Raw genomic sequence first — 17,302 nt, 5'->3', positions numbered from 1 at the left:
GGTGCGGCGCGATGTTGTCATCGGTACCGTACACCGATATCAAGCGCCCGTTAAGACGCATCTGCCCTGTGGAATGCTTGGCAGAGGCGTGGGCGATCTTCAGATGCGAGGGGTCAGCCGCACCTGCGGGATCGGCTTGAGAGAGCCCACGTCCAGGGTGCGCGGCTGACCCGACAGCTTGCGCGGCGTCGCCGCGCCGAGCTCGTCCAGGCCGGTGAGGAAACGCGCCGCTTCGGCCCGCAGCGCCGAGGAGCGCTGGTAGCGCGTGTCCGTGTCGAGCAGCACCAGCCAGTCCGCCGACGTTCCCCCGTCCGTCTCGGGGCCGATCCCGGCTCCCGTGCCAGTGCCAGTCTTTGCCTGCGTCCCCAGCGCCGACACCAGTCCGACCGTCGCCGGCTGCATCACCCCGAGGAAGGTCGTCAACCGCGCGCGACGGTGGCTGTCCCACCCCGCACCGCCTTCGGCCCCCGAAGGATGGAAGCGGGCGATGAGGCGCTCCGCCGCCATGCCGCCCGCCTGCGCGAGCGCGGCGATCGTCCCGGCGGGCATCGCCAGGTTGAGCCCGCCCTCGTCCGGCTTCTGGCTGATCTGGACGATGCGGTCGCGGAAGCCCGGCGTCGGGAACAGGATCTCGTCGCGCCAGTTCTGCATCGTGCCGACGATGCTCCACAGGAAACCGGCCAGCCCCGCCAGCGGCGCCTTCTCGCGCGCACCCGGCGCCTGCTGCTCCCAGTCGTCGACGAGGTCCGGTTCCGGCCAGTGGCGCAACCGTCCGCCGCGGTCGTCCTCGGGCAGGAAGATCCGTCCGCCGTCGTTGCCCGCCCCCCCCGGTCGGATGACGTGGTCCGGATGCGGTCGTTTCAGATTCACCGCGAAGGTGGGATGCCGCGGCAGCATCGCGTCGAACAGGTGCAGCGGCATGTTGCTGCCAATGCCGCCGTCCGAGAACCAGATCCGCGTCGCCCGCAGACGCAGGCGGCGGCGCTCCTCGGCGGTCTCGGCGGCGCGCACGGCGGCCTGCGTGCGCTGGTTGGCGGTGCGCGACCAGTCCACGGCGTACAGCGGCACCGCCGACAGCAGCAGCGGGAAGCTCAGGCTCATCCGGATCGCCACCACCACCGGCAGATCGCCGTGACGGGGCAAGGGGCGCAGCTCCCGGCCTTGGGCGCTCTCGATCACCGGGCCGTCATGGTTGCCGTTGAAGGGCGCCGCCAGTGCCGTCATCACCGCCGACGGAAAGAGGCGCGACCACTCCGCCGGGTCGTAATAGAACATCGGCGTCCCGGGCCGGAACGGGATGCTGTAGACCATCTGCTGGCTGACCGCGCTGGTGATCACCTCCAGGTTGATCCGGCGCGTCGCCGGATCCGGGCCCCACAGGTCGCCGAAGCTCAGCGGCGGTCCGTCGACGCTCTTCCCGGCCAGCTCGTTGAAGTAGCCGTGCAACCAGTCGGTGAGCGCGGTTTGCTCACCCGCCGCACCCGCAACACCCGACACTCCCGATCCACCGGGCTCGCCACGCGTGCCCTGCCCCGGCTGCGTCTGCCCGCTGCACAGGCCGTAGCCGTTGTCCTTGAGCCCGCGGAGCAGGCTCCTGGCGAAGAGCACCAGCACCGTCCCGAGCATCGCCGCGGTCACGAGCGCGACGATCACCGCCAGGCCCACGACGGCGAGCAGCTTCTGCCAGGGTCCGGCGCCCCCGTCGGACGCCAGGAGCTGGAGATACGGCACCAGCAGCGCCGCACCGACCGCGGCGATCGCCAAGGCGGCGACGCCGTGCATCGCCACCATCCCGCCGAGGATGGAGATCGCCGCCGCGCCTACCGGCTTGCCGAGCGCCCGCGTCAGTACGTCGAAGTGGCGGCGCAACGCCGGGACCGGCTGGAAGAGCGTGAACAGCCGGCTGCGACCGGTGCCAGGTCTTGCGCCCGGCAGTTCCGCGCCGAGCTCCTCCGGCAGCCGGGCCAGGCGTTCGAACGCGCCGGCATGGCCGCGCTGGCGGCCGAGCTCCGCCGCGGCGCTGGCCCCGGCGGCAATCGCGCCGGCCGAGGTGCCGCCGATGTTCTTGAACTGGTACTTGTCGGAAAGCCCCGCCACGAGCCGCGGATAGATCACGCCGCTGGTGACCCCGCCCTTCATGACGAGGTCGCAATGACTGACCCCTTCCACCGCTGACTGCCGCATGTCGTCGCTCTCCATGACGCCTGATTCTCAGGGCCAGGGCGACGAGCGTTGTCAGGATCGTTCCGGCTCGGCGTCGCGCACCCTGCCGTCGCGGAGCACCACGCGGTGGTCGCCGAAGCGCGCGACGTCCTCGGGATCGTGCGTGATCATCAGCATCGGCATGCCGATGCGCTCCAGCAGCGTGTCGAGCTCCGCCCGCATGCGGCCCCGCAGGTCCGGATCCAGCGCGGAGAACGGCTCGTCCAGCAGCAGCGCGCGCGGTTCGTTCACCAGCGCGCGGGCCAGCGCGGTGCGCTGGCGCTGGCCGCCGGAGAGCTGGTGCGGCCGCTGCTGCGCGACGCGCTCCAGCTCGAAGGCCTGGATCCAGCGGTCCACCGCCTCCCCGCCGTCGTGGCGCGACGGATTGCGCCAGCCGCGCTTCAGCGCGAAGGCGATGTTCTGTCGCACCGTCAGCTGCGGGAACAGCGCGTAGTCCTGGAAGAGGTAGCCCAGCCGCCGCTCGCGGGCCGGCACGTCGATGCGCGACGCGCTGTCGAAGACCGGATGGCCGTCGATGTAGATCGTGCCCTCGTCGGGTTTCAGCAGTCCCGCGATCGCCTGCAGGGTCAGGCTTTTCCCCGCGCCCGACGGGCCGTAGATCACCGTGCGCCGCGCCTCGGTGCTGAAGGCGACGTCGAGCTCGAAGCTGCGCCCGCCGCCCTCGACCTGCTTGCGGACGCGGACTTCGAAGCTCATGTCGTGCTCCTCGGCCCGGCCAGCCGTCCGGCGGCCAGCAGCACCACGATGCAGGTCAGCGACACGATCAGCACCAGCAGGTTGGCGGTGTCGTCCTGACCGGCCTGCACCGCTTCATAGACGGCGACCGACAGCGTCTGCGTCTTGCCCGGGATGCTGCCGGCGACCATCAGCGTCGCGCCGAACTCGCCCAGCGCGCGGGCGAAGGCCAGCAGCACGCCGGCCAGCACGCCGCGCCAGGCCATCGGCAGCGTCACCCGGAAGAACAGCGCCCATTCATTCAGGCCGAGCACCCGGCCGGCGCGTTCCAGCTGCGGATCGACGCCTTCGAAGGCAGCGCGCGCGGACTTCATGACCAGCGGGAAGGCGACGATGGTCGCGGCGATCACCGCGCCCTGCCAGGTGAAGATCAGGTTGATGCCGAAGGTGTCCCACAGCCACGCGCCCAGCCAACCGCGCTTGCCGATGACGACCAGCAGGTAGTAGCCGAGCACCGTCGGCGGCAGCACCATCGGCAGCGTCAGGATGGCGTCCAGCAGTTCCCGGCCCGGGAAGCGCAGCCGCGCGAGCGCGAAGCCCGCGGCGACACCGAGCACCAGGTTGAGCGCGGTTGCCCAGCCGGCGACCTTCAGCGACAGCGCGAGCGCGATCCAGGCGGATTCCACGGGGGACGGCGCTCCTCAGCCCAAGGTCGTCAGCCGGTCGGCCGATCAGGGCTTCTGGAAGCCGTACTTGGCCAGCACCGCCTGGCCGGCGGCCGAGGCGACGAAGTCCAGGAACTGCTTGCCGCCGTCGGCGTTCGTGCCGCCGTTGGTGACGGCGATCGGGTAGGAGATCGGCGTCTCGGTCGGCACGCTGAACAGGATGCGGACCTTGTCCTTCAGCACGAAGGCGTCGGTCGCGTAGACGAAGCCGGCTTCGGTCTCGCCGCGCGACACGTAGTCCAGCGCCTGGCGCACGTTCTGCGCGAAGACGGCCTTGGGTTCGAGGGCGGTCCACAGGTTGGCCTTCTCCAGCGCGGCCTTCGTGTAGCGGCCGGCGGGCACGCCTTCGGGCTTGCCGATGGCGATGCGCTTGACGGCGGGCTGCTGCAGCTCGGCCAGCGACTTCAGGGTCACGCCGTTCTCCACCGGCGTGATCACGACCAGCGCGTTGCTGACGAAGTTGCGACGCGAGCCCTCGACCAGCAGCTTCTGCTGCTGGGCCTTGTCCATGGTTTCCTGGTCGGCCGACGCGAACACGTCGACCGGTGCGCCCTTGGCGATCTGTGCGAGCAGCGCGTCCGACGCGGCGAAGTTGAACTGCACCTTGGTCCCGGGATGGGCGGCTTCGAAGGCCGGGGCCAGTTCCTTGAACGCGTTGGTCAGGCTGGCGGCGGCGGAGACGGTCACGTCGGCGGCGTGCGCGAGGCCGGCGGCCATCAGCGCGAGGGTCAGCACGGCGGCGCGGCGGGCGATCTGGGCGGGGCGAATCGAGCGCATGGCGAGTCCCTCAAGGGCTGGACACAAAGGAGGCTCGCAATATATCCCAGGATATTGCGCCGCACGACGCCCGAACACGGGCAGCCTCGCAGGGCGCACGGCCGCGCGCGAAGGCCCAGGCCCGAGGTTCTCGGTGTGTCGACGCCGGCGGCGCCGGTGCCCCTTGGAGCGAATTCCGAGCGGCGAGGAGGAGATTGAGCGGAAAGGGGCACCGGCGCTGCCGGCGTGCGCGCTGCTCTCAGGACGCGAGCAATTTCAGCAACTGCTTGATCTCGGGCTTGCAGGCTTTGAGGGCGGTCTCCTCGATCTGCCGATAGAGGGAGATGAGCGCGCGCCCGGACTCGGTGAGCGCGCTGCCGCCGCCTTTGGCGCCGCCGGCGGCGGTGGCGACGGCCGGCTCCTTCAGTGCCTTGTTGGTTTCGTCGATCAGCAGCCAGGCGCGGCGGTAGGACATGTCCAGCGACTTGGCCGCCGCGGTGATGGAGCCGGTTTCGTCGAGCGCTTCCAGCAGCGCGATCTTGCCGGGTCCGATGGCGATCACGTCGCCGACGGTGACGCGCATGCGGAGCTTGAGCGTCGGCTGGGGCGTGGAGGGAGCGGGAGTCGAGCGGGCAACCATGGCTGCATTACACCCGATGCCGCTGCCTCAATCCGCCAGGCGCCAGCAGCCCCGCCCGGCCGCTTTCGCCGCGTAGAGCGCGTCGTCCGCGCGGCCGAGCAGCGCCACGTCGTCTTCCGCGCCGCCGTCGTGGCAGGCGATGCCGATGCTGGTCGAGAGCCGCAGTTCCTGCCCCTGCAGCGTCAGCGGCGCCTTCACCACTTCCAGCACCTTCTCCGCGACCAGCGTCGCTTCCCGCGGTTCATGCAGGTTCTCGAGGATCAGCACGAACTCGTCGCCCGCCAGCCGGCAGAGCTGGTCGGTCTCCCGGATCGCCCCGCGCACCCGGTCGGCGAAGGCGCGCAGCACCACGTCCCCGGCCGCATGGCCCAGCGAGTCGTTGATCTGCTTGAAGTGGTCCAGGTCCATGAACATCAGCGCCATCGTCCGCTGCACGCGTCGCGTGCGGGCGATGGCCTCCGACAGGCGGGACTCGAACTGGCGCCGGTTCGGCAGGCCGGTCAGCGGATCGACGCGGCTGAGCTGGTCCAGCTCCCGTTCGACCTGCTTGAACGGCGTGATGTCGGTCGCCAGCGTGTAGACCCCCGCGACGCTGCCGTCGGGACGCAGGTCGGGCACGTACTCGGCCAGCATGTCCCGCACCACGCCGTTGGTCTCCGAACGCGTCTCGAAACGCTGACGCACCCCCGCCAGCGCCGCCTTCAGGAAGGGCTGCCGCTGCGCGTGCAGCACCGGCCCGATGACCTCCAGCAAGGTCCGACCCAGCGCGGCCTCCGGCTCCATGCCCATCCAGGTCCGGAAGGTCGCGTTGAGGAACCGCAACCGCTCTTCGGAATCGATATAGGAGATCAGCACCGGCAGGTTGTCCGCGATCGTGCGGAGCCGGCGCTCGCTGGTCTCATGACGCAGCACCGCCTCGTTCAGTTCCAGGGTGCGGGCCTCGACGCGCAGTTCCAGCGACGCATTCAGTTCCGCCAGCGAGCGGTCCTGCTCGGCCTGCCGGTGCGCGAGGTCGGTCAGCGCGTGCGACAGCAGCGCCGCCTCGCGGTAGCCGCCGACCGTCGGGAGCGCGTCCTCGCTCAGGTGGCGCCGCTGCGCGATCGCGTCGGCCAGCTCGTTCAACGGTCGGCTCATGCGCCGCGCCAGCCACCAGCTCAGGGGCACCGCCGCCGCCAGCAGCAGGATCGCGCAGAGCACGATCTGGCGGCGCAGCCCGTAGTAGTCGGACAGCGCCACCGCCACCGGCTGCCGCACCAGCACCGTCCAGCCCAGGCCGGGATACAGGCCGTAGCCCTGGCTCGGCACGCTGACGGCGAAGTAGTCGACGCCGTCGGACTCGTGGTGCCGCAGGCCCTCGCCGTGTTCGGCACCGATCAGCATCTGCTTGCCCTCGCGGTCGGAGGGCCCCAGGATCACCACGCCGTCCTTGCCCAGGACCAGCGCGTCGGCCTGGTGGGACGACAGCGTCGCGTCGATCAGCTCGCTCTTGATCTGGCGCGCCCAGCCCCAGCTCAGGTGCACGCCGAAGACGCCCTGCAACTGGCCGCGCTGGTCGAGCAGCGGGATCGCGAAATCGACGAAGCGCCAGGGCTCGTTCTGGCGCGGCAGCAGCTTTTCCAGCAGCAGCGCCGCGTGCACGTCGCCGACGAAGGGCTGGCCGCCCTTCGCGCCCTGCCACCAGGGCCGCTTGGAGACGTCGACACCGTCCAGCAGCCCGCCCGCCGCGGCCAGCACCTTGCCCTGGCCGTCGGTCACGCCCAGCCACGCGAAGTGGTCGAAACCGACCTGCACCTGGTCCAGCGCGCGGCGCATGGCCTCGGGATCGTCGAAGCGGCGGAAGGGCTCCAACTGCGCCAGCACCCGCACTTCCTTGAACTGCTGCGCCATGCCGCGGTCCAGCGCGTCGCGGAAGTCGACCGCGACCTGCCGCAGCGACTCGACCGCGCGGCGCTCGGCGTGGGCGCGGGCGAAGTTCTCGATCAGCAGCGCGGAGATCAGCAGCGCCGCCGCCACCGCCGACAGCACCATCGCGGTGAGCCAGCGGCCCAGCGACGCGCGCGAGCCGCGCGGCGGGACGAAGCCGTCGACGCTCGATCCGCCCGCGCCGTTCGGGTTGCCGGGCGCCGGAGGCGGCGTCAGGACCTGGGAGTTGTCGTGCATCTCCGCAGTTGTAGCGAGAGCCGCGTCAGCCCGCAACGCGGGATAGTGCCACTGCACCAGCGGCGGGCAAAGCCCGACCCTGTCCGGGCACCGTCGGAGGGCGGGCTGTGCAGGCGCACCAAAAGCGATCAAGCTGGAGGCCTGCCCGGCCCGCCCGCCGGACGGGGGTGGGCACGGCGCTTGCAACCGGCCCCTTCCGACCGCCACCCGGAGGCGGTCCGTCCCTGGAGACCTCATGCATGCGCTGACCCTTCCGGCCGCTGGCCACTATGACGAGATGCTGCTGCAAAGCGGCGCGATCCGGCCCAGCTACCAGGCCTTCGCGGACTGGCTGCACGCGCAGACGCCCGACGCCCTGGCCAAGAAGCGGGCCGAGGCCGACCTGCTCTTCCACAAGGTCGGCATCACCTTCGCCGTCTACGGCGACGAGGCCGGCGCCGAACGGCTGATCCCCTTCGACACCGTGCCCCGCATCGTCCCCGCCGACGACTGGCGGATGCTGGAGCGCGGCCTGCGCCAGCGCGTCACCGCGCTCAACCGCTTCCTGTGGGACATCTACCACGACCACGAGATCATCAAGGCCGGCCTGATCCCCGCCGAGCAGGTCTTCGCCAACGCGCAGTACCAGCCCGCGATGCAGGGGCTGGACCTGCCGCTGGGGGTCTACGCCCACATCACCGGCGTGGACCTGATCCGACATTCCGACGGCGGTTATTACGTGCTGGAGGACAACCTGCGCGTGCCCTCCGGCGTCAGCTACATGCTGGAGAACCGCAAGATGATGATGCGGCTCTTCCCGGAGCTGTTCGCGAAGTACTCGATCGCGCCGGTCGCCCACTACCCGGCGCTGCTGCTGAACACGCTCCGTCAGGCCAGCCTGGCGGACAACCCGACGGTCGTCGTGCTGACGCCGGGGCCGTTCAACTCGGCCTACTTCGAGCACGCCTTCCTCGCCCAGCAGATGGGCGTGGAGCTGGTCGAAGGCCAGGACCTGTTCGTCAAGGACGGCTTCGTGTTCATGCGGACCACCGTCGGTCCCAAGCGCGTCGACGTCATCTACCGCCGCATCGACGATGCCTTCCTCGACCCGCTGGCCTTCCGGTCGGACTCGATGCTGGGCGTGCCGGGGCTGCTGTCGGTCTACAAGCAGGGTCATGTCGTGCTGGCCAACGCGGTCGGCACCGGCGTGGCGGACGACAAGTCCATCTATCCGTACGTGCCGGACATGGTCCGCTTCTACCTCGGCGAGGAGCCGATCCTCCACAACGTGCCGACCTGGCAATGCCGCAAGCCCCAGGACCTGGACCATGTGCTGGCCAACATGGCCGAGCTGGTGGTGAAGGAAGTGCACGGCGCCGGCGGCTACGGGATGCTGGTCGGGCCGGCCTCGACGGCCGCCGAGGTCGCGGACTTCAAGGAACGCGTCAAGGCGAATCCTTCCAACTACATCGCGCAGCCGACGCTGTGCCTGTCGAGCTGCCCCACCTTCGTCGAGCGCGGCATCGCGCCGCGCCACATCGACCTGCGGCCCTTCGTGCTCTCGGGACGCGAGGTCAACATGGTCGCCGGCGGCCTGACGCGCGTGGCGCTGAAGGCGGGCTCGCTCGTCGTGAACTCGTCGCAGGGCGGCGGGACCAAAGACACCTGGATCCTGGAGAACTGACATGCTGTCCCGTACCGCCGCACAGCTCTACTGGATGAGCCGCTACATGGAGCGCGCCGAGAACCTGGTGCGCATGCTCGACGTCACGCACTCGCTGTCGCTGCTGCCGCAGTCGCGCGGCGCCGCGACGGAGCTCGCCGCGCCGCTCGCCGTCACCGGCACGCTCGAGGCCTACCAGGCGCGTCATCCGCGCCTGAGCGCGGAGCAGCTCTTCCGCTTCATGGGGATGGACCTGGAGAACCCGGCCTCGGTGCTGTCGTGCATCCGGCAGGCGCGCGAGAACGCGCACGCCGTGCGCGGCCAGATCACCGCCGAGATGTGGGAGGCCATCAACACCAGCTGGCTGGAAGCCCGCGAGCTCGCGCGCAAGGGCGTGGCCGAACCCTCGTCGTTCTTCGACTGGGTCAAGGAGCGCTCCCACCTGTTCCGCGGCGCGACCTACGGGACGCTGCAGCGCAACGACGCCTACTGCTTCATCCGGCTGGGTACCTTCGTCGAACGCGCGGACAACACCGCGCGGCTGCTGGACGTGAAGTCGCAGCTGATCGCGCCGGCGGTGGACACGCTCGCGCCGGTCGACGCGCCCAGCGAGAGCGCCCCCGACTTCTATGCGTGGAACGCGCTGCTGCGCTCGCTGTCGGCCTTCGAGGCGTATCACGCGGCCTACCGCGACAGCCTGAACGGCCGCCGCGTGACCGAGCTGCTGATCCTGCGCCCGGACGTGCCGCGCTCGCTGCGCGCGTGCTGCGACGAGATCCGCTCGGTGCTGCCGCAGATCGAGGCGCGCGGCGGCGACGAGGACGCGGGGCGCAAGGTCAAGCAGAGCGCGGGCCGGCTGGCGCTGCGGCTGGAGTATGGTGCGGTGGACGAGATCCTCGACCAGGGACTGCATCCCTGGCTGACGGGATTCCTGGAGGATTCGGCGCGGCTCGGCCGGGACATCCAGCAGGCCTACTTCGAGGCGCAGTAACCACCAGGACCGGGCCATGCACCTGCACATCTCGCACGAGACCATCTACGCCTACGACTCGCCGGTGGCGCGCAGCACGCAGTACCTGCGACTCACGCCGCGGCCCACGCGCGGCCTGCGCGTGCTGCACTGGCAGCTGGAGCTGCCCTCGCCCGCCAGCGCCTGCAAGGACGCGTTCGGCAACACGATGCACGTGCTGAGCCTGGACGGCCCGCGGCGCGACATCGTGCTGCGCGCGGTCGGCGAGGTGGACACCGACGATGCGCCGCCCACGCCGGATCCGGAGGAGGAACTGCCCTCCCCGCTGTTCCTGCGCGACAGCCCGCTGACGCGCGCGGACGACCAGCTGCGGCAGTTCGCCGCCGGCTTCGCGGACGCGGCGAAGGCCGACGCGCACGGCGCGCTGCTGGCGCTGATGGCCGCCATCGGCGAACGCATGCCTTACGTGCGCGGCTACACCGACGCGGCGACGCCCGCGGCGGAGGCCTTCGAGACCGGTCACGGCGTCTGCCAGGACCATGCGCAGGTCTTCGTCTGCTGCGCGCGGCTGCTGGGGCTGCCGGCGCGTTACGTCTCGGGCTATCTGGCGACGGACTTCGAGCATGTGGCCAGCCACGCCTGGGCGGAGGTGCGCCTGCCCGCGGCCGACGGCGCAGGCGCCGTTCCCGCGCACGGCATGGCGGGCGGCTGGCTGGGTTACGACATCAGCAACCAGTGCCTGGCCGACGGACGCTACGTGAAGCTGGCGACCGGTGCGGACTACCTGGACGCCTGTCCGGTGCGCGGTGTACGAACAGGCGGCGGCATGGAGACGATGCGGGCGGAAGTGCTCGTGAAGCCCGGCACGTCGGACCAGCAATGAGCGTGCACCACGACGGCGCGTTGCAAGCTTGATGCGCTAACCTTCCGTCCATGACTTACTGTGTTGCCATGCGGCTGCGCGCCGGCCTGCTGTTCGCGTCGGACTCCCGCACGAATGCGGGCGTGGATCACATCGCCACGTTCCGCAAGATGAACCTCTTCGAGCAGCCGGGCGAGCGCCTCGTCACGCTGCTCACGGCCGGCAATCTGGCCACCACGCAAAGCGTGGTGAGCCTGCTGCGCCAGCGTGCGACGGTCAACGGCCGTCACCTGATGAGCCTGACCTCGATGTACGACGTCGCGGAGCTGGTGGGCAAGACGCTCAAGGAAGTCGTCGCGCGCGACAGCGACGGCGTCGGCCAGCTGAACCAGGGCGTGGACTTCGGCGCCAACCTGATCGTCGGCGGGCAGATCCGGGGCGAGGCGCCGCGCGTCTTCCACGTCTATCCGCAGGGCAACTTCATCGAGGCCACGGAAGACACGCCCTACGTGCAGATCGGCGAGTCCAAGTACGGCAAGCCCATCATCGACCGCGTCATCGATTTCGACAGCTCGCTGGCCGAGGCGACCAAGTGCGCGCTGATCTCGTTCGACTCGACGATCCGCAGCAACCTGTCGGTGGGGCTGCCGATCGACATGCTGCTCTACAAGACCGACAGCTTCGCGCCGGCCGAGCCACACCGGATCACCAAGGACGATCCGTACTTCAAGACGATCAGCCAGGGCTGGGGCGGCGGACTGAAGCGGGTGTTCGAGCAGCTGCCGGACGAGGACTGGTTCGCGTGAGCGGACGGGGCCGCTGCGCGGCCCAGCGACTCAAGGCGCAGACGGTCCGGAAGTTCCCGCACCGCCCTCGGCTGCCGGCGGGACCGCCTTCGCGAGCTGCGCGTTGATCTCTTCGAGGATCTGTTCCAGCGAGTCCTCGCCGTAGCCGCGGTGCATCGCGGCGATGCGGCCGTCGCGGTCGATGATGAACAGATGCGGCAGCGCGTTCACCCCGTAGGCCCGCTGCGCGGACTTGTCGGCGTCGTTGACGAGCTGGAGCTTGAAGTCCTTCATGATGCCGGCGACGCGGCGGAAGACCTTCTTGTCCTCGGTGTTCACCGCGATCACCCGCAGACGCTCCTTGGCGACGCCCTGCAGGCTTTCAAGCTGCGGCAATTCCTTGAGGCAGTAAGGGCACCAGGTCGCCCAGAAGGTGACGACCACGATCTGGCCACGATGCTTGGCGAGGTTCAGCTCGTCGCCTTCCAAGGTGCGACCGAGCCGATCAGGCGCGAGGTCGCCCCGCTTCAGGCCTTCGGCATGGACAGCTCCTGCGATCAAGGCGCAGGCGGCCAGCAAGATCCCCGCCAGACGGCGCGCTCCGACTCCGAATCTCATGGGTGACTCCCTGTCACGGCTCGCGGTCGATACGCCGCTTGCGTGGGGAGTGATGCTAACGCGATGGCTTGCAGTCGCAGACCTCGCTCACCGGCCTTCAGCAGGAAGTCAGCTGACGTGCCGTGCCCTTCTTCCAAGGAACGCGATAAACGCCAGCGCTCGCAGTGCGCGCATGCAGGACGATGAGGGGCCACCAATCGACCAGCCGGGAGGCCATCGGCCAGAACGTCTGGGACGCCCATTGGTTGTCGAGCACATAGGCGATCAAACCGTTCCGTCGTATCGCCTTGCGCTCCTCTCCCGCCCGTTTGCTCAACTGATCGCGCGTGATCACGACCCAGCAGGTTCCCTGTGCTCCGAGTCCATCCATCCATGCCGTGTCGGCCATGTGCGCTGGAAACACTTCCTGCAGATGCACAACCCGCTCCGCGAGATGCTTCTCCTCGGACAGAACCGCCATCGCGCGGGCGATGGTTTCCGACAGGTTGTTGTCGAACATCACCTTCATGCGGCGACCCTTTGCTCGAACTCGACGGCCGCCATGACCTCTTGTGGCGTCGCGCGCCAGAGCCTCGACACGAAGTCCAGGGCCCCCTTCTCGGCCATGTAGGACTGCTGGACGGTGATGGTCGGAACGCCGGTGCGCTCAATGATCGGATGTCCGAACTGACGGGTCGGATCAATCACGATCAAGCGCTTCCTCGGCAGCGGGAACCATCGCAAAGGCTGACCGTTGCCGTCGAAGTCGATCTGATCCTTCAAGGCTGGCCTGACGATCCGATCGAAAACGTACTGGCGTCGCCTCACATCCAACAGCCGTCGATCTTGAGCAGAGGCGCCAAGCACCTCCATGAAGATGCGCTTTCCATCGGTCAGGAAGCGCTTGGACTGCAACGGGTAGGGCCCCAGGTCTTCCCGAGCCACTTCGATCGTTGCGCGGACCGCCTGCAAGGACACGCCTTGCCGGATCAGCTGCGTGACCATCCGAAGCTCCATCAGGTCCTTGAAGCCCAGCACATAGTCGCCGCCGATCTCTTCGTCGTCGGCATACTGGAGAAGCCACAGAGGCAGAGTGACCGATGTCCCTGAGGCCGTCCGGCGCGAATAGCCTTTCAGCCATCGGCGCACGCTGCGCACATCTGCGCCGACCAATTGGGCAGCGCGAGGAATGCGGTAAAGACCGGTACCGACAAGCGAATGACGTTGGCTCATGACGAAGCAGTTTAGGAACGCTTCGTGAGCCGGGAATCGAGCCAGCGAGGGATGTTGCCGCCGAGACACGCCCCATCGGGCGCCCCCTTCAGGGGGTACTCAATCGTCGAGCGACTTCAGGAACTGCTTCAGCTCCGGCGTCCGCGGCGAGCCGAAGACATCGGCGGGTGTGCCGATCTCGTGCACGCGGCCCTGATGCATGAAGATCACCCGATCCGCGACCTTGCGCGCGAAATTCATCTCGTGCGTGACCATCAGCAGCGTCATGCCTTCGTCGGCCAGCGACTCGACGACGCGCAGCACCTCGCCGACCAGCTCAGGATCCAGCGCCGAGGTGATCTCGTCGCACAGCAGCACCTGCGGCTCCATCGCCAGCGCCCGCGCGATCGCGACGCGCTGCTGCTGACCGCCCGACAGCTGATCGGGCATCGCATCGAACTTCTCCGCCAGGCCCACCCGCGCCAGCAGCGCCCGCGCCTGCTCCGCCGCATCCTTGTCGGAGCGCCGCTTCACCAGCGTCGGCGCCAGCATCACGTTGCGCCCGACGCTCAGGTGCGGGAACAGGTTGAAGCTCTGGAAGATCATCCCGACCTGCTGCCGCAGCGCGCGCATCGCCATCGCGCTTTCGTACAGCAGCGGCTTGTCGGCCACGCGCAGCGAGCCCTCCTGGAACTGCTCCAGGCCGTTGATGCAACGCAGCAGCGTGCTCTTGCCCGAGCCGCTCTTGCCGATCAGCGCGATCACCTCGCCGCGCATCACGTCCAGGTCGATGCCCTTGAGCACCTCGTTCGTGCCGTAGGACTTGCGCAACGCGGTGATGCGCACGATGGGCACGCCGGATGCGGGCGTCGTCATCGGCGGGTCCATGTCGTCGATCGGGTGGTCGATCACGTGATCGATCAGCTTGTCAGGCAGTGCGGCCATGCTGCTTCCTTTCGAGGTGTTGGGCGGCCAGGCTCACGGGGAAGCACAGCACGAAATAGAACAGCGCCACGCAGCCGAAGACCAGGAAGGGCTTGAAGCTCGCGTTGGCGATCATCCCGCCGGCCTTGGTCAGCTCCACGAAGCCGATCACCGATGCCAGCGCGGTGCCCTTGATGACCTGCACCAGGAAGCCGACCGTCGGCGCGATCGCCAGGCGCGCCGCCTGCGGCAGGATCACATGGCGCAGCTGCTCGCCGAAGCTCATCGCCAGGCTGCGCGCCGCTTCCCACTGCCCGCGGGGAACGGCTTCGACGCAGCCGCGCCAGATCTCGACGAGGTAGGCGCTGGTGTAGAGCGTCAGCGCCAGCGAGGCGGCCGTCCACGCCGAGACGTCGATGCCCAGCAGCGACACGCCGAAGTAGGCGAGGAACAGCTGCATCAGCAGCGGCGTGCCCTGGAAGATGCCGACGTACGCGCCGATCACGCGCTGCGTCTTGCGGCCCAGTCCGATGCGCAGGCACAGCAGCGTGCCGCCGACCAGACCGCCGCCGATGAAGGCGATCAGCGACAGCGCCACGGTCCAGCGCAGGGCGAGCGCGAGGTTGCGCAGGATGTCCCAGAGGGTGAACTCGATCATGAGCGTCTCCCGCCGCCGAAGAACCACTTCGGCCCGGCCCAGAGCAGGAAGCGCCGTGTGATCAGAGACAGCGCCAGGTAGATCGCCAAGGCGACGAAGGTCGCCTCGAAGGCGCGGAAGTTGCGACTGTGGATGAGGTTGGCGGCGTAGCTCAGTTCCTCGGTGGAGATCTGGCCGCACACCGCCGTGCCGAGCATCACGATGACGATCTGGCTGGTCATCGCCGGCCACACGCGCTTGAACGCGGGCGGCAGGATCACGCGTGTGAAGACCTGCGTCGGGCCGAGGGCCAGGCTTTGCGCCGCCTCCCACTGGCCCTTGGGCGCGGCCTGGATGCCGGCGCGCAGGATCTCGGTGCCGTAGGCGCCGAGGTTTAGCGTCATCGCGATCAGCGAAGCGGCCTCCGGCGACAGCTTCACGCCCAGCGCCGGCAGGCCGAAGAACACGAAGAACAGCTGCACGATGAAGGGCGTGTTGCGCAGCAGCTCGACGTAGACGCCGACGCCGCGCCGCAGCGCCGTCGACCCGCAGGCGCGGGCCCAGGCGCCCAGCGTCGCGATCAACAGGCCGAGCGGCACGGCGATCACCGTGAGACCGACCGTCCATGCGAGGCCGCGCAGCAGCAGCGGCCATTCGGCGAGGACGGCGCCGAAGTCGAACTCGATCATGGGCGGCTCCCGGGGTGCCTGCTAGACGCGATCAATGTCGAGGTGCAGCGAGGTCGCCGCTCAGAGCGGCAGCTCGCCCGCGCCGCGGCCCAGCCACTTCTTGGAGAGCGCTTCGAGTTCCCCGCCCTGCTTGGCGGCGGCGACGATCGCGTTGACCTTCGCGAGCAAGGCGTCCTCGCCCTTGGCCACGCCGATGAAGCACGGGCTGTCCTTGAGCAGCAGCTTGTATTCGATGTTCAGGCCGGGCTGGCGCTGCATCAGGTTGCCGGCGACGGCGGCGCTGGTGGCGACCACCTGCGTCTGGCCGGCGGCGAACGCGGCGATGGTCGCGTTGTTGTCCTCGAAGCGCTTGAACTCCAGCGTCGTCGGCGCGACCTTGGCGAGTTCCTGATCCTCCATCGCGCCGCGCGTCACGGCGACAGTCTTGCCGGCCAGGTCCGCGAAGCTCTTGATCGCGAGGCTCTTGGGCGCGAAGACGGCCTGGTAGAACGGCGCGTAGGCCGAGCTGAAGGCGATGACCTTCTCGCGCTCCGGGTTCTTGCCGAGCGTGGAGATGACGAGGTCGGCCTTCTTCGTCTGCAGGTACGGGATGCGGTTGGCGCTGGTGACCGGCACCAGCTCGACCTTCACGCCGAGCTTGGCGGCGATCAGCTCGGCCATCGCGACGTCCAGGCCTTGCGGCTTCATGTCGGGACCGACGAAGCCGTAGGGCGGGTAGTCGGTCGGGATCGCGATCTTGATGGTCTTGGACTTGGTGATGGTGTCCAGCGCGGTCTGCGCCTGTGCGCCCAGCGAGAGGACGCCCAGGCCGAGGCCGAAGCCCGCCGCCAGCAGCAGGCGACGCGGCAGGAAAGCGCGGACGGAGGGACGGACGGCGTGGCTCATAACAAGGCTCCTAGGTAGGGGGCGGGGGCGGAATCGGAAGCGTCGGCCACCGCTGCGCGTGCGCGCGAGCGGCGCGCCGGCGAGGCGGAAGACGATGCGGAGGCACTCGACGCCAACGGCGAGAGCGCCTGGCGCAGGTGATGCAGCGGGTCGTCGGTCTGGGTCTCCAACTGCAGCCCGGACTGCACGCTGGCGAGGTGCTCGGCCATCAGCGCCTCGGCGCGGACGGCGTCGCCCTGCTCGAGCGCGGCCACGATGGCAACGTGCTCCTGGCAGGACTGCGCGGCGTCGTGGGACGACTGGTAGAGCATCGCGATCAGCGTGGTGCGCGCGGTGTAGTCGCGCAGCGTGTCGGCGAGCAGGCTGTTGCCGAGGCACTCGGCCAGGCAGACGTGGAAGTCGCCGAGCAGGAAGCTGCGTGCGCCGACGTCGTCGCCGCGCAGGGCGGCCTTCTCCTGCGCGAGGTGTTTCTTCAGGCGCGTGAGCGCGGGCTTGTCGAGCGGGCGTCGGCCGCGCAGCAGGCCGAGCTCGATGACGCGGCGTGCCTCGAAGGCTTCACGGGCTTCGTCGCGGGAAGGAGCGATGAGGTACCAGCCGCGGCGCGCGCTGACGGTGACGATGCCGCGCGCGGCGAGTCGAGTCAGCGCCTCACGGACGATGGTGCGGCTGCAGTCGAAGAGCAGCGCGAGTTGCTGCTCGCCGAGGCGCGTGCCCGGCGCCAGCTTCTGCGCGAGCACGGCATCGATGATGCGCTGGCTGATGTCGGTGGCGGTGATGCCCATGCACGGGGCTTTGCAGCTTCCGTGCCAGTGCGGGTCCACCCTGCCTTCCCAGGCTCATCTGTCTTGTATGCAAGCCAGAACGACACCCGCGCACCGCCGTTGCGCACAAGCTTGGTGTGGCGGGCACTGGCAAGGTGC

The 17,302-nt window shown here is 69.2% G+C and carries 18 protein-coding genes; 4 read left to right on the top strand and 14 right to left on the bottom strand.

Annotated features, from left to right (window positions below):
• Window positions 1-99: 99 nt before the first annotated feature.
• The 6 genes from ACQZ13_RS01490 to ACQZ13_RS01465 form a co-directional block, all read right to left on the bottom strand.
• On the bottom strand, window positions 100-2,199 hold the full coding sequence (locus ACQZ13_RS01490; protein WP_431049528.1) for a hypothetical protein: 2,100 nt from the start codon (window positions 2,197-2,199) through the stop codon (window positions 100-102).
• Between the two features lie 36 nt (window positions 2,200-2,235).
• On the bottom strand, window positions 2,236-2,919 hold the full coding sequence (locus ACQZ13_RS01485) for a sulfate/molybdate ABC transporter ATP-binding protein (RefSeq protein WP_431049527.1): 684 nt from the start codon (window positions 2,917-2,919) through the stop codon (window positions 2,236-2,238).
• Window positions 2,916-3,584 carry a molybdate ABC transporter permease subunit gene (gene modB, locus ACQZ13_RS01480; protein WP_431049526.1) on the bottom strand — a complete coding sequence of 223 codons (669 nt, stop codon included), beginning with the start codon at window positions 3,582-3,584 and terminating at the stop codon, window positions 2,916-2,918. Before modB ends, ACQZ13_RS01485 begins: the two co-directional genes overlap by 4 nt.
• Window positions 3,585-3,629: 45 nt before the next feature.
• Complete coding sequence (gene modA, locus ACQZ13_RS01475; RefSeq protein ID WP_431049524.1) at window positions 3,630-4,400, bottom strand: molybdate ABC transporter substrate-binding protein; 771 nt, start codon at window positions 4,398-4,400, stop codon at window positions 3,630-3,632.
• Between the two features lie 238 nt (window positions 4,401-4,638).
• Window positions 4,639-4,962 carry a winged helix-turn-helix domain-containing protein gene (locus ACQZ13_RS01470; protein ID WP_431049523.1) on the bottom strand — a complete coding sequence of 108 codons (324 nt, stop codon included), beginning with the start codon at window positions 4,960-4,962 and terminating at the stop codon, window positions 4,639-4,641.
• An 84-nt stretch (window positions 4,963-5,046) separates the two neighbouring features.
• Entirely contained in the window at window positions 5,047-7,179 is a 2,133-nt protein-coding gene (locus ACQZ13_RS01465) for a diguanylate cyclase domain-containing protein (RefSeq protein ID WP_431049522.1), read from the bottom strand.
• Between the two features lie 235 nt (window positions 7,180-7,414).
• On the opposite strand from ACQZ13_RS01465, the gene ACQZ13_RS01460 reads away from it, so the two are divergent.
• Genes ACQZ13_RS01460 through ACQZ13_RS01445 form a run of 4 tightly spaced genes read left to right on the top strand, consistent with a single transcriptional unit; the run spans window position 7,415 to window position 11,459 of the window.
• On the top strand, window positions 7,415-8,842 hold the full coding sequence (locus tag ACQZ13_RS01460; RefSeq protein WP_431049521.1) for a circularly permuted type 2 ATP-grasp protein: 1,428 nt from the start codon (window positions 7,415-7,417) through the stop codon (window positions 8,840-8,842).
• Between the two features lies 1 nt (window position 8,843).
• The gene (locus ACQZ13_RS01455; protein WP_088405674.1) at window positions 8,844-9,812 is read left to right on the top strand and encodes an alpha-E domain-containing protein; all 969 of its coding nucleotides are present in this window, start codon (window positions 8,844-8,846) and stop codon (window positions 9,810-9,812) included.
• A 16-nt stretch (window positions 9,813-9,828) separates the two neighbouring features.
• Window positions 9,829-10,674, top strand: coding sequence for a transglutaminase family protein (locus tag ACQZ13_RS01450; protein ID WP_431049520.1), 846 nt, complete (start codon window positions 9,829-9,831; stop codon window positions 10,672-10,674).
• Window positions 10,675-10,724: 50 nt separating this feature from the next.
• Window positions 10,725-11,459: a peptidase gene (locus ACQZ13_RS01445; protein WP_431049519.1), complete on the top strand. Its 735-nt coding sequence runs from the start codon at window positions 10,725-10,727 to the stop codon at window positions 11,457-11,459.
• A gap of 30 nt (window positions 11,460-11,489) precedes the next feature.
• Here ACQZ13_RS01445 and ACQZ13_RS01440 read toward each other — a convergent pair whose 3' ends face one another.
• The 8 genes from ACQZ13_RS01440 to ACQZ13_RS01405 form a co-directional block, all read right to left on the bottom strand.
• Window positions 11,490-12,056, bottom strand: a complete 567-nt coding sequence (locus tag ACQZ13_RS01440) for a TlpA family protein disulfide reductase (RefSeq protein ID WP_431049518.1) — start codon at window positions 12,054-12,056, stop codon at window positions 11,490-11,492.
• 97 nt (window positions 12,057-12,153) lie between these two features.
• On the bottom strand, window positions 12,154-12,564 hold the full coding sequence (locus ACQZ13_RS01435) for a hypothetical protein (RefSeq protein ID WP_431049517.1): 411 nt from the start codon (window positions 12,562-12,564) through the stop codon (window positions 12,154-12,156).
• Complete coding sequence (locus ACQZ13_RS01430; protein ID WP_431049516.1) at window positions 12,561-13,268, bottom strand: DUF433 domain-containing protein; 708 nt, start codon at window positions 13,266-13,268, stop codon at window positions 12,561-12,563. Before ACQZ13_RS01430 ends, ACQZ13_RS01435 begins: the two co-directional genes overlap by 4 nt.
• Before the next feature lie 99 nt (window positions 13,269-13,367).
• A complete protein-coding gene (locus ACQZ13_RS01425; protein ID WP_431053436.1) occupies window positions 13,368-14,135 on the bottom strand; it encodes an amino acid ABC transporter ATP-binding protein in 768 nt (255 codons plus the stop codon).
• A 40-nt stretch (window positions 14,136-14,175) separates the two neighbouring features.
• Window positions 14,176-14,829, bottom strand: coding sequence for an amino acid ABC transporter permease (locus ACQZ13_RS01420; protein ID WP_431049515.1), 654 nt, complete (start codon window positions 14,827-14,829; stop codon window positions 14,176-14,178).
• Window positions 14,826-15,497 carry an amino acid ABC transporter permease gene (locus ACQZ13_RS01415; RefSeq protein ID WP_431049514.1) on the bottom strand — a complete coding sequence of 224 codons (672 nt, stop codon included), beginning with the start codon at window positions 15,495-15,497 and terminating at the stop codon, window positions 14,826-14,828. The genes ACQZ13_RS01420 and ACQZ13_RS01415 overlap by 4 nt, the downstream gene beginning before the upstream one ends.
• A gap of 60 nt (window positions 15,498-15,557) precedes the next feature.
• Window positions 15,558-16,382: a transporter substrate-binding domain-containing protein gene (locus ACQZ13_RS01410; RefSeq protein ID WP_431049513.1), complete on the bottom strand. Its 825-nt coding sequence runs from the start codon at window positions 16,380-16,382 to the stop codon at window positions 15,558-15,560.
• Window positions 16,379-17,164 (bottom strand): GntR family transcriptional regulator, encoded by a 786-nt coding sequence (locus tag ACQZ13_RS01405; protein WP_431049511.1) that lies wholly within the window; start codon window positions 17,162-17,164, stop codon window positions 16,379-16,381. The genes ACQZ13_RS01410 and ACQZ13_RS01405 overlap by 4 nt, the downstream gene beginning before the upstream one ends.
• Between the last annotated feature and the right edge of the window lie 138 nt (window positions 17,165-17,302).

The sequence above is a fragment of the Roseateles sp. L2-2 genome, from assembly GCF_050613215.1.
GTDB lineage: Bacteria > Pseudomonadota > Gammaproteobacteria > Burkholderiales > Burkholderiaceae_C > Roseateles > Roseateles noduli.
This window is presented reverse-complemented; position numbering and strand designations above follow the sequence as displayed.

What these genes read in the sequence shown, in the direction of transcription:
- ACQZ13_RS01430 (WP_431049516.1), bottom strand. Translation starts at nt 13,268, where the DNA reads ATGAGCCAACGTCATTCGCTTGTCGGTACCGGTCTTTACCGCATTCCT.
- ACQZ13_RS01455 (WP_088405674.1), top strand. Translation starts at nt 8,844, where the DNA reads ATGCTGTCCCGTACCGCCGCACAGCTCTACTGGATGAGCCGCTACATG.
- ACQZ13_RS01410 (WP_431049513.1), bottom strand. Translation starts at nt 16,382, where the DNA reads ATGAGCCACGCCGTCCGTCCCTCCGTCCGCGCTTTCCTGCCGCGTCGC.
- ACQZ13_RS01450 (WP_431049520.1), top strand. Translation starts at nt 9,829, where the DNA reads ATGCACCTGCACATCTCGCACGAGACCATCTACGCCTACGACTCGCCG.
- ACQZ13_RS01460 (WP_431049521.1), top strand. Translation starts at nt 7,415, where the DNA reads ATGCATGCGCTGACCCTTCCGGCCGCTGGCCACTATGACGAGATGCTG.
- ACQZ13_RS01445 (WP_431049519.1), top strand. Translation starts at nt 10,725, where the DNA reads ATGACTTACTGTGTTGCCATGCGGCTGCGCGCCGGCCTGCTGTTCGCG.
- ACQZ13_RS01425 (WP_431053436.1), bottom strand. Translation starts at nt 14,135, where the DNA reads ATGGACCCGCCGATGACGACGCCCGCATCCGGCGTGCCCATCGTGCGC.
- ACQZ13_RS01490 (WP_431049528.1), bottom strand. Translation starts at nt 2,199, where the DNA reads ATGGAGAGCGACGACATGCGGCAGTCAGCGGTGGAAGGGGTCAGTCAT.
- ACQZ13_RS01485 (WP_431049527.1), bottom strand. Translation starts at nt 2,919, where the DNA reads ATGAGCTTCGAAGTCCGCGTCCGCAAGCAGGTCGAGGGCGGCGGGCGC.
- ACQZ13_RS01470 (WP_431049523.1), bottom strand. Translation starts at nt 4,962, where the DNA reads ATGCGCGTCACCGTCGGCGACGTGATCGCCATCGGACCCGGCAAGATC.
- modA (WP_431049524.1), bottom strand. Translation starts at nt 4,400, where the DNA reads ATGCGCTCGATTCGCCCCGCCCAGATCGCCCGCCGCGCCGCCGTGCTG.
- ACQZ13_RS01435 (WP_431049517.1), bottom strand. Translation starts at nt 12,564, where the DNA reads ATGAAGGTGATGTTCGACAACAACCTGTCGGAAACCATCGCCCGCGCG.
- ACQZ13_RS01405 (WP_431049511.1), bottom strand. Translation starts at nt 17,164, where the DNA reads ATGGGCATCACCGCCACCGACATCAGCCAGCGCATCATCGATGCCGTG.
- ACQZ13_RS01415 (WP_431049514.1), bottom strand. Translation starts at nt 15,497, where the DNA reads ATGATCGAGTTCGACTTCGGCGCCGTCCTCGCCGAATGGCCGCTGCTG.
- ACQZ13_RS01465 (WP_431049522.1), bottom strand. Translation starts at nt 7,179, where the DNA reads ATGCACGACAACTCCCAGGTCCTGACGCCGCCTCCGGCGCCCGGCAAC.
- ACQZ13_RS01440 (WP_431049518.1), bottom strand. Translation starts at nt 12,056, where the DNA reads ATGAGATTCGGAGTCGGAGCGCGCCGTCTGGCGGGGATCTTGCTGGCC.
- ACQZ13_RS01420 (WP_431049515.1), bottom strand. Translation starts at nt 14,829, where the DNA reads ATGATCGAGTTCACCCTCTGGGACATCCTGCGCAACCTCGCGCTCGCC.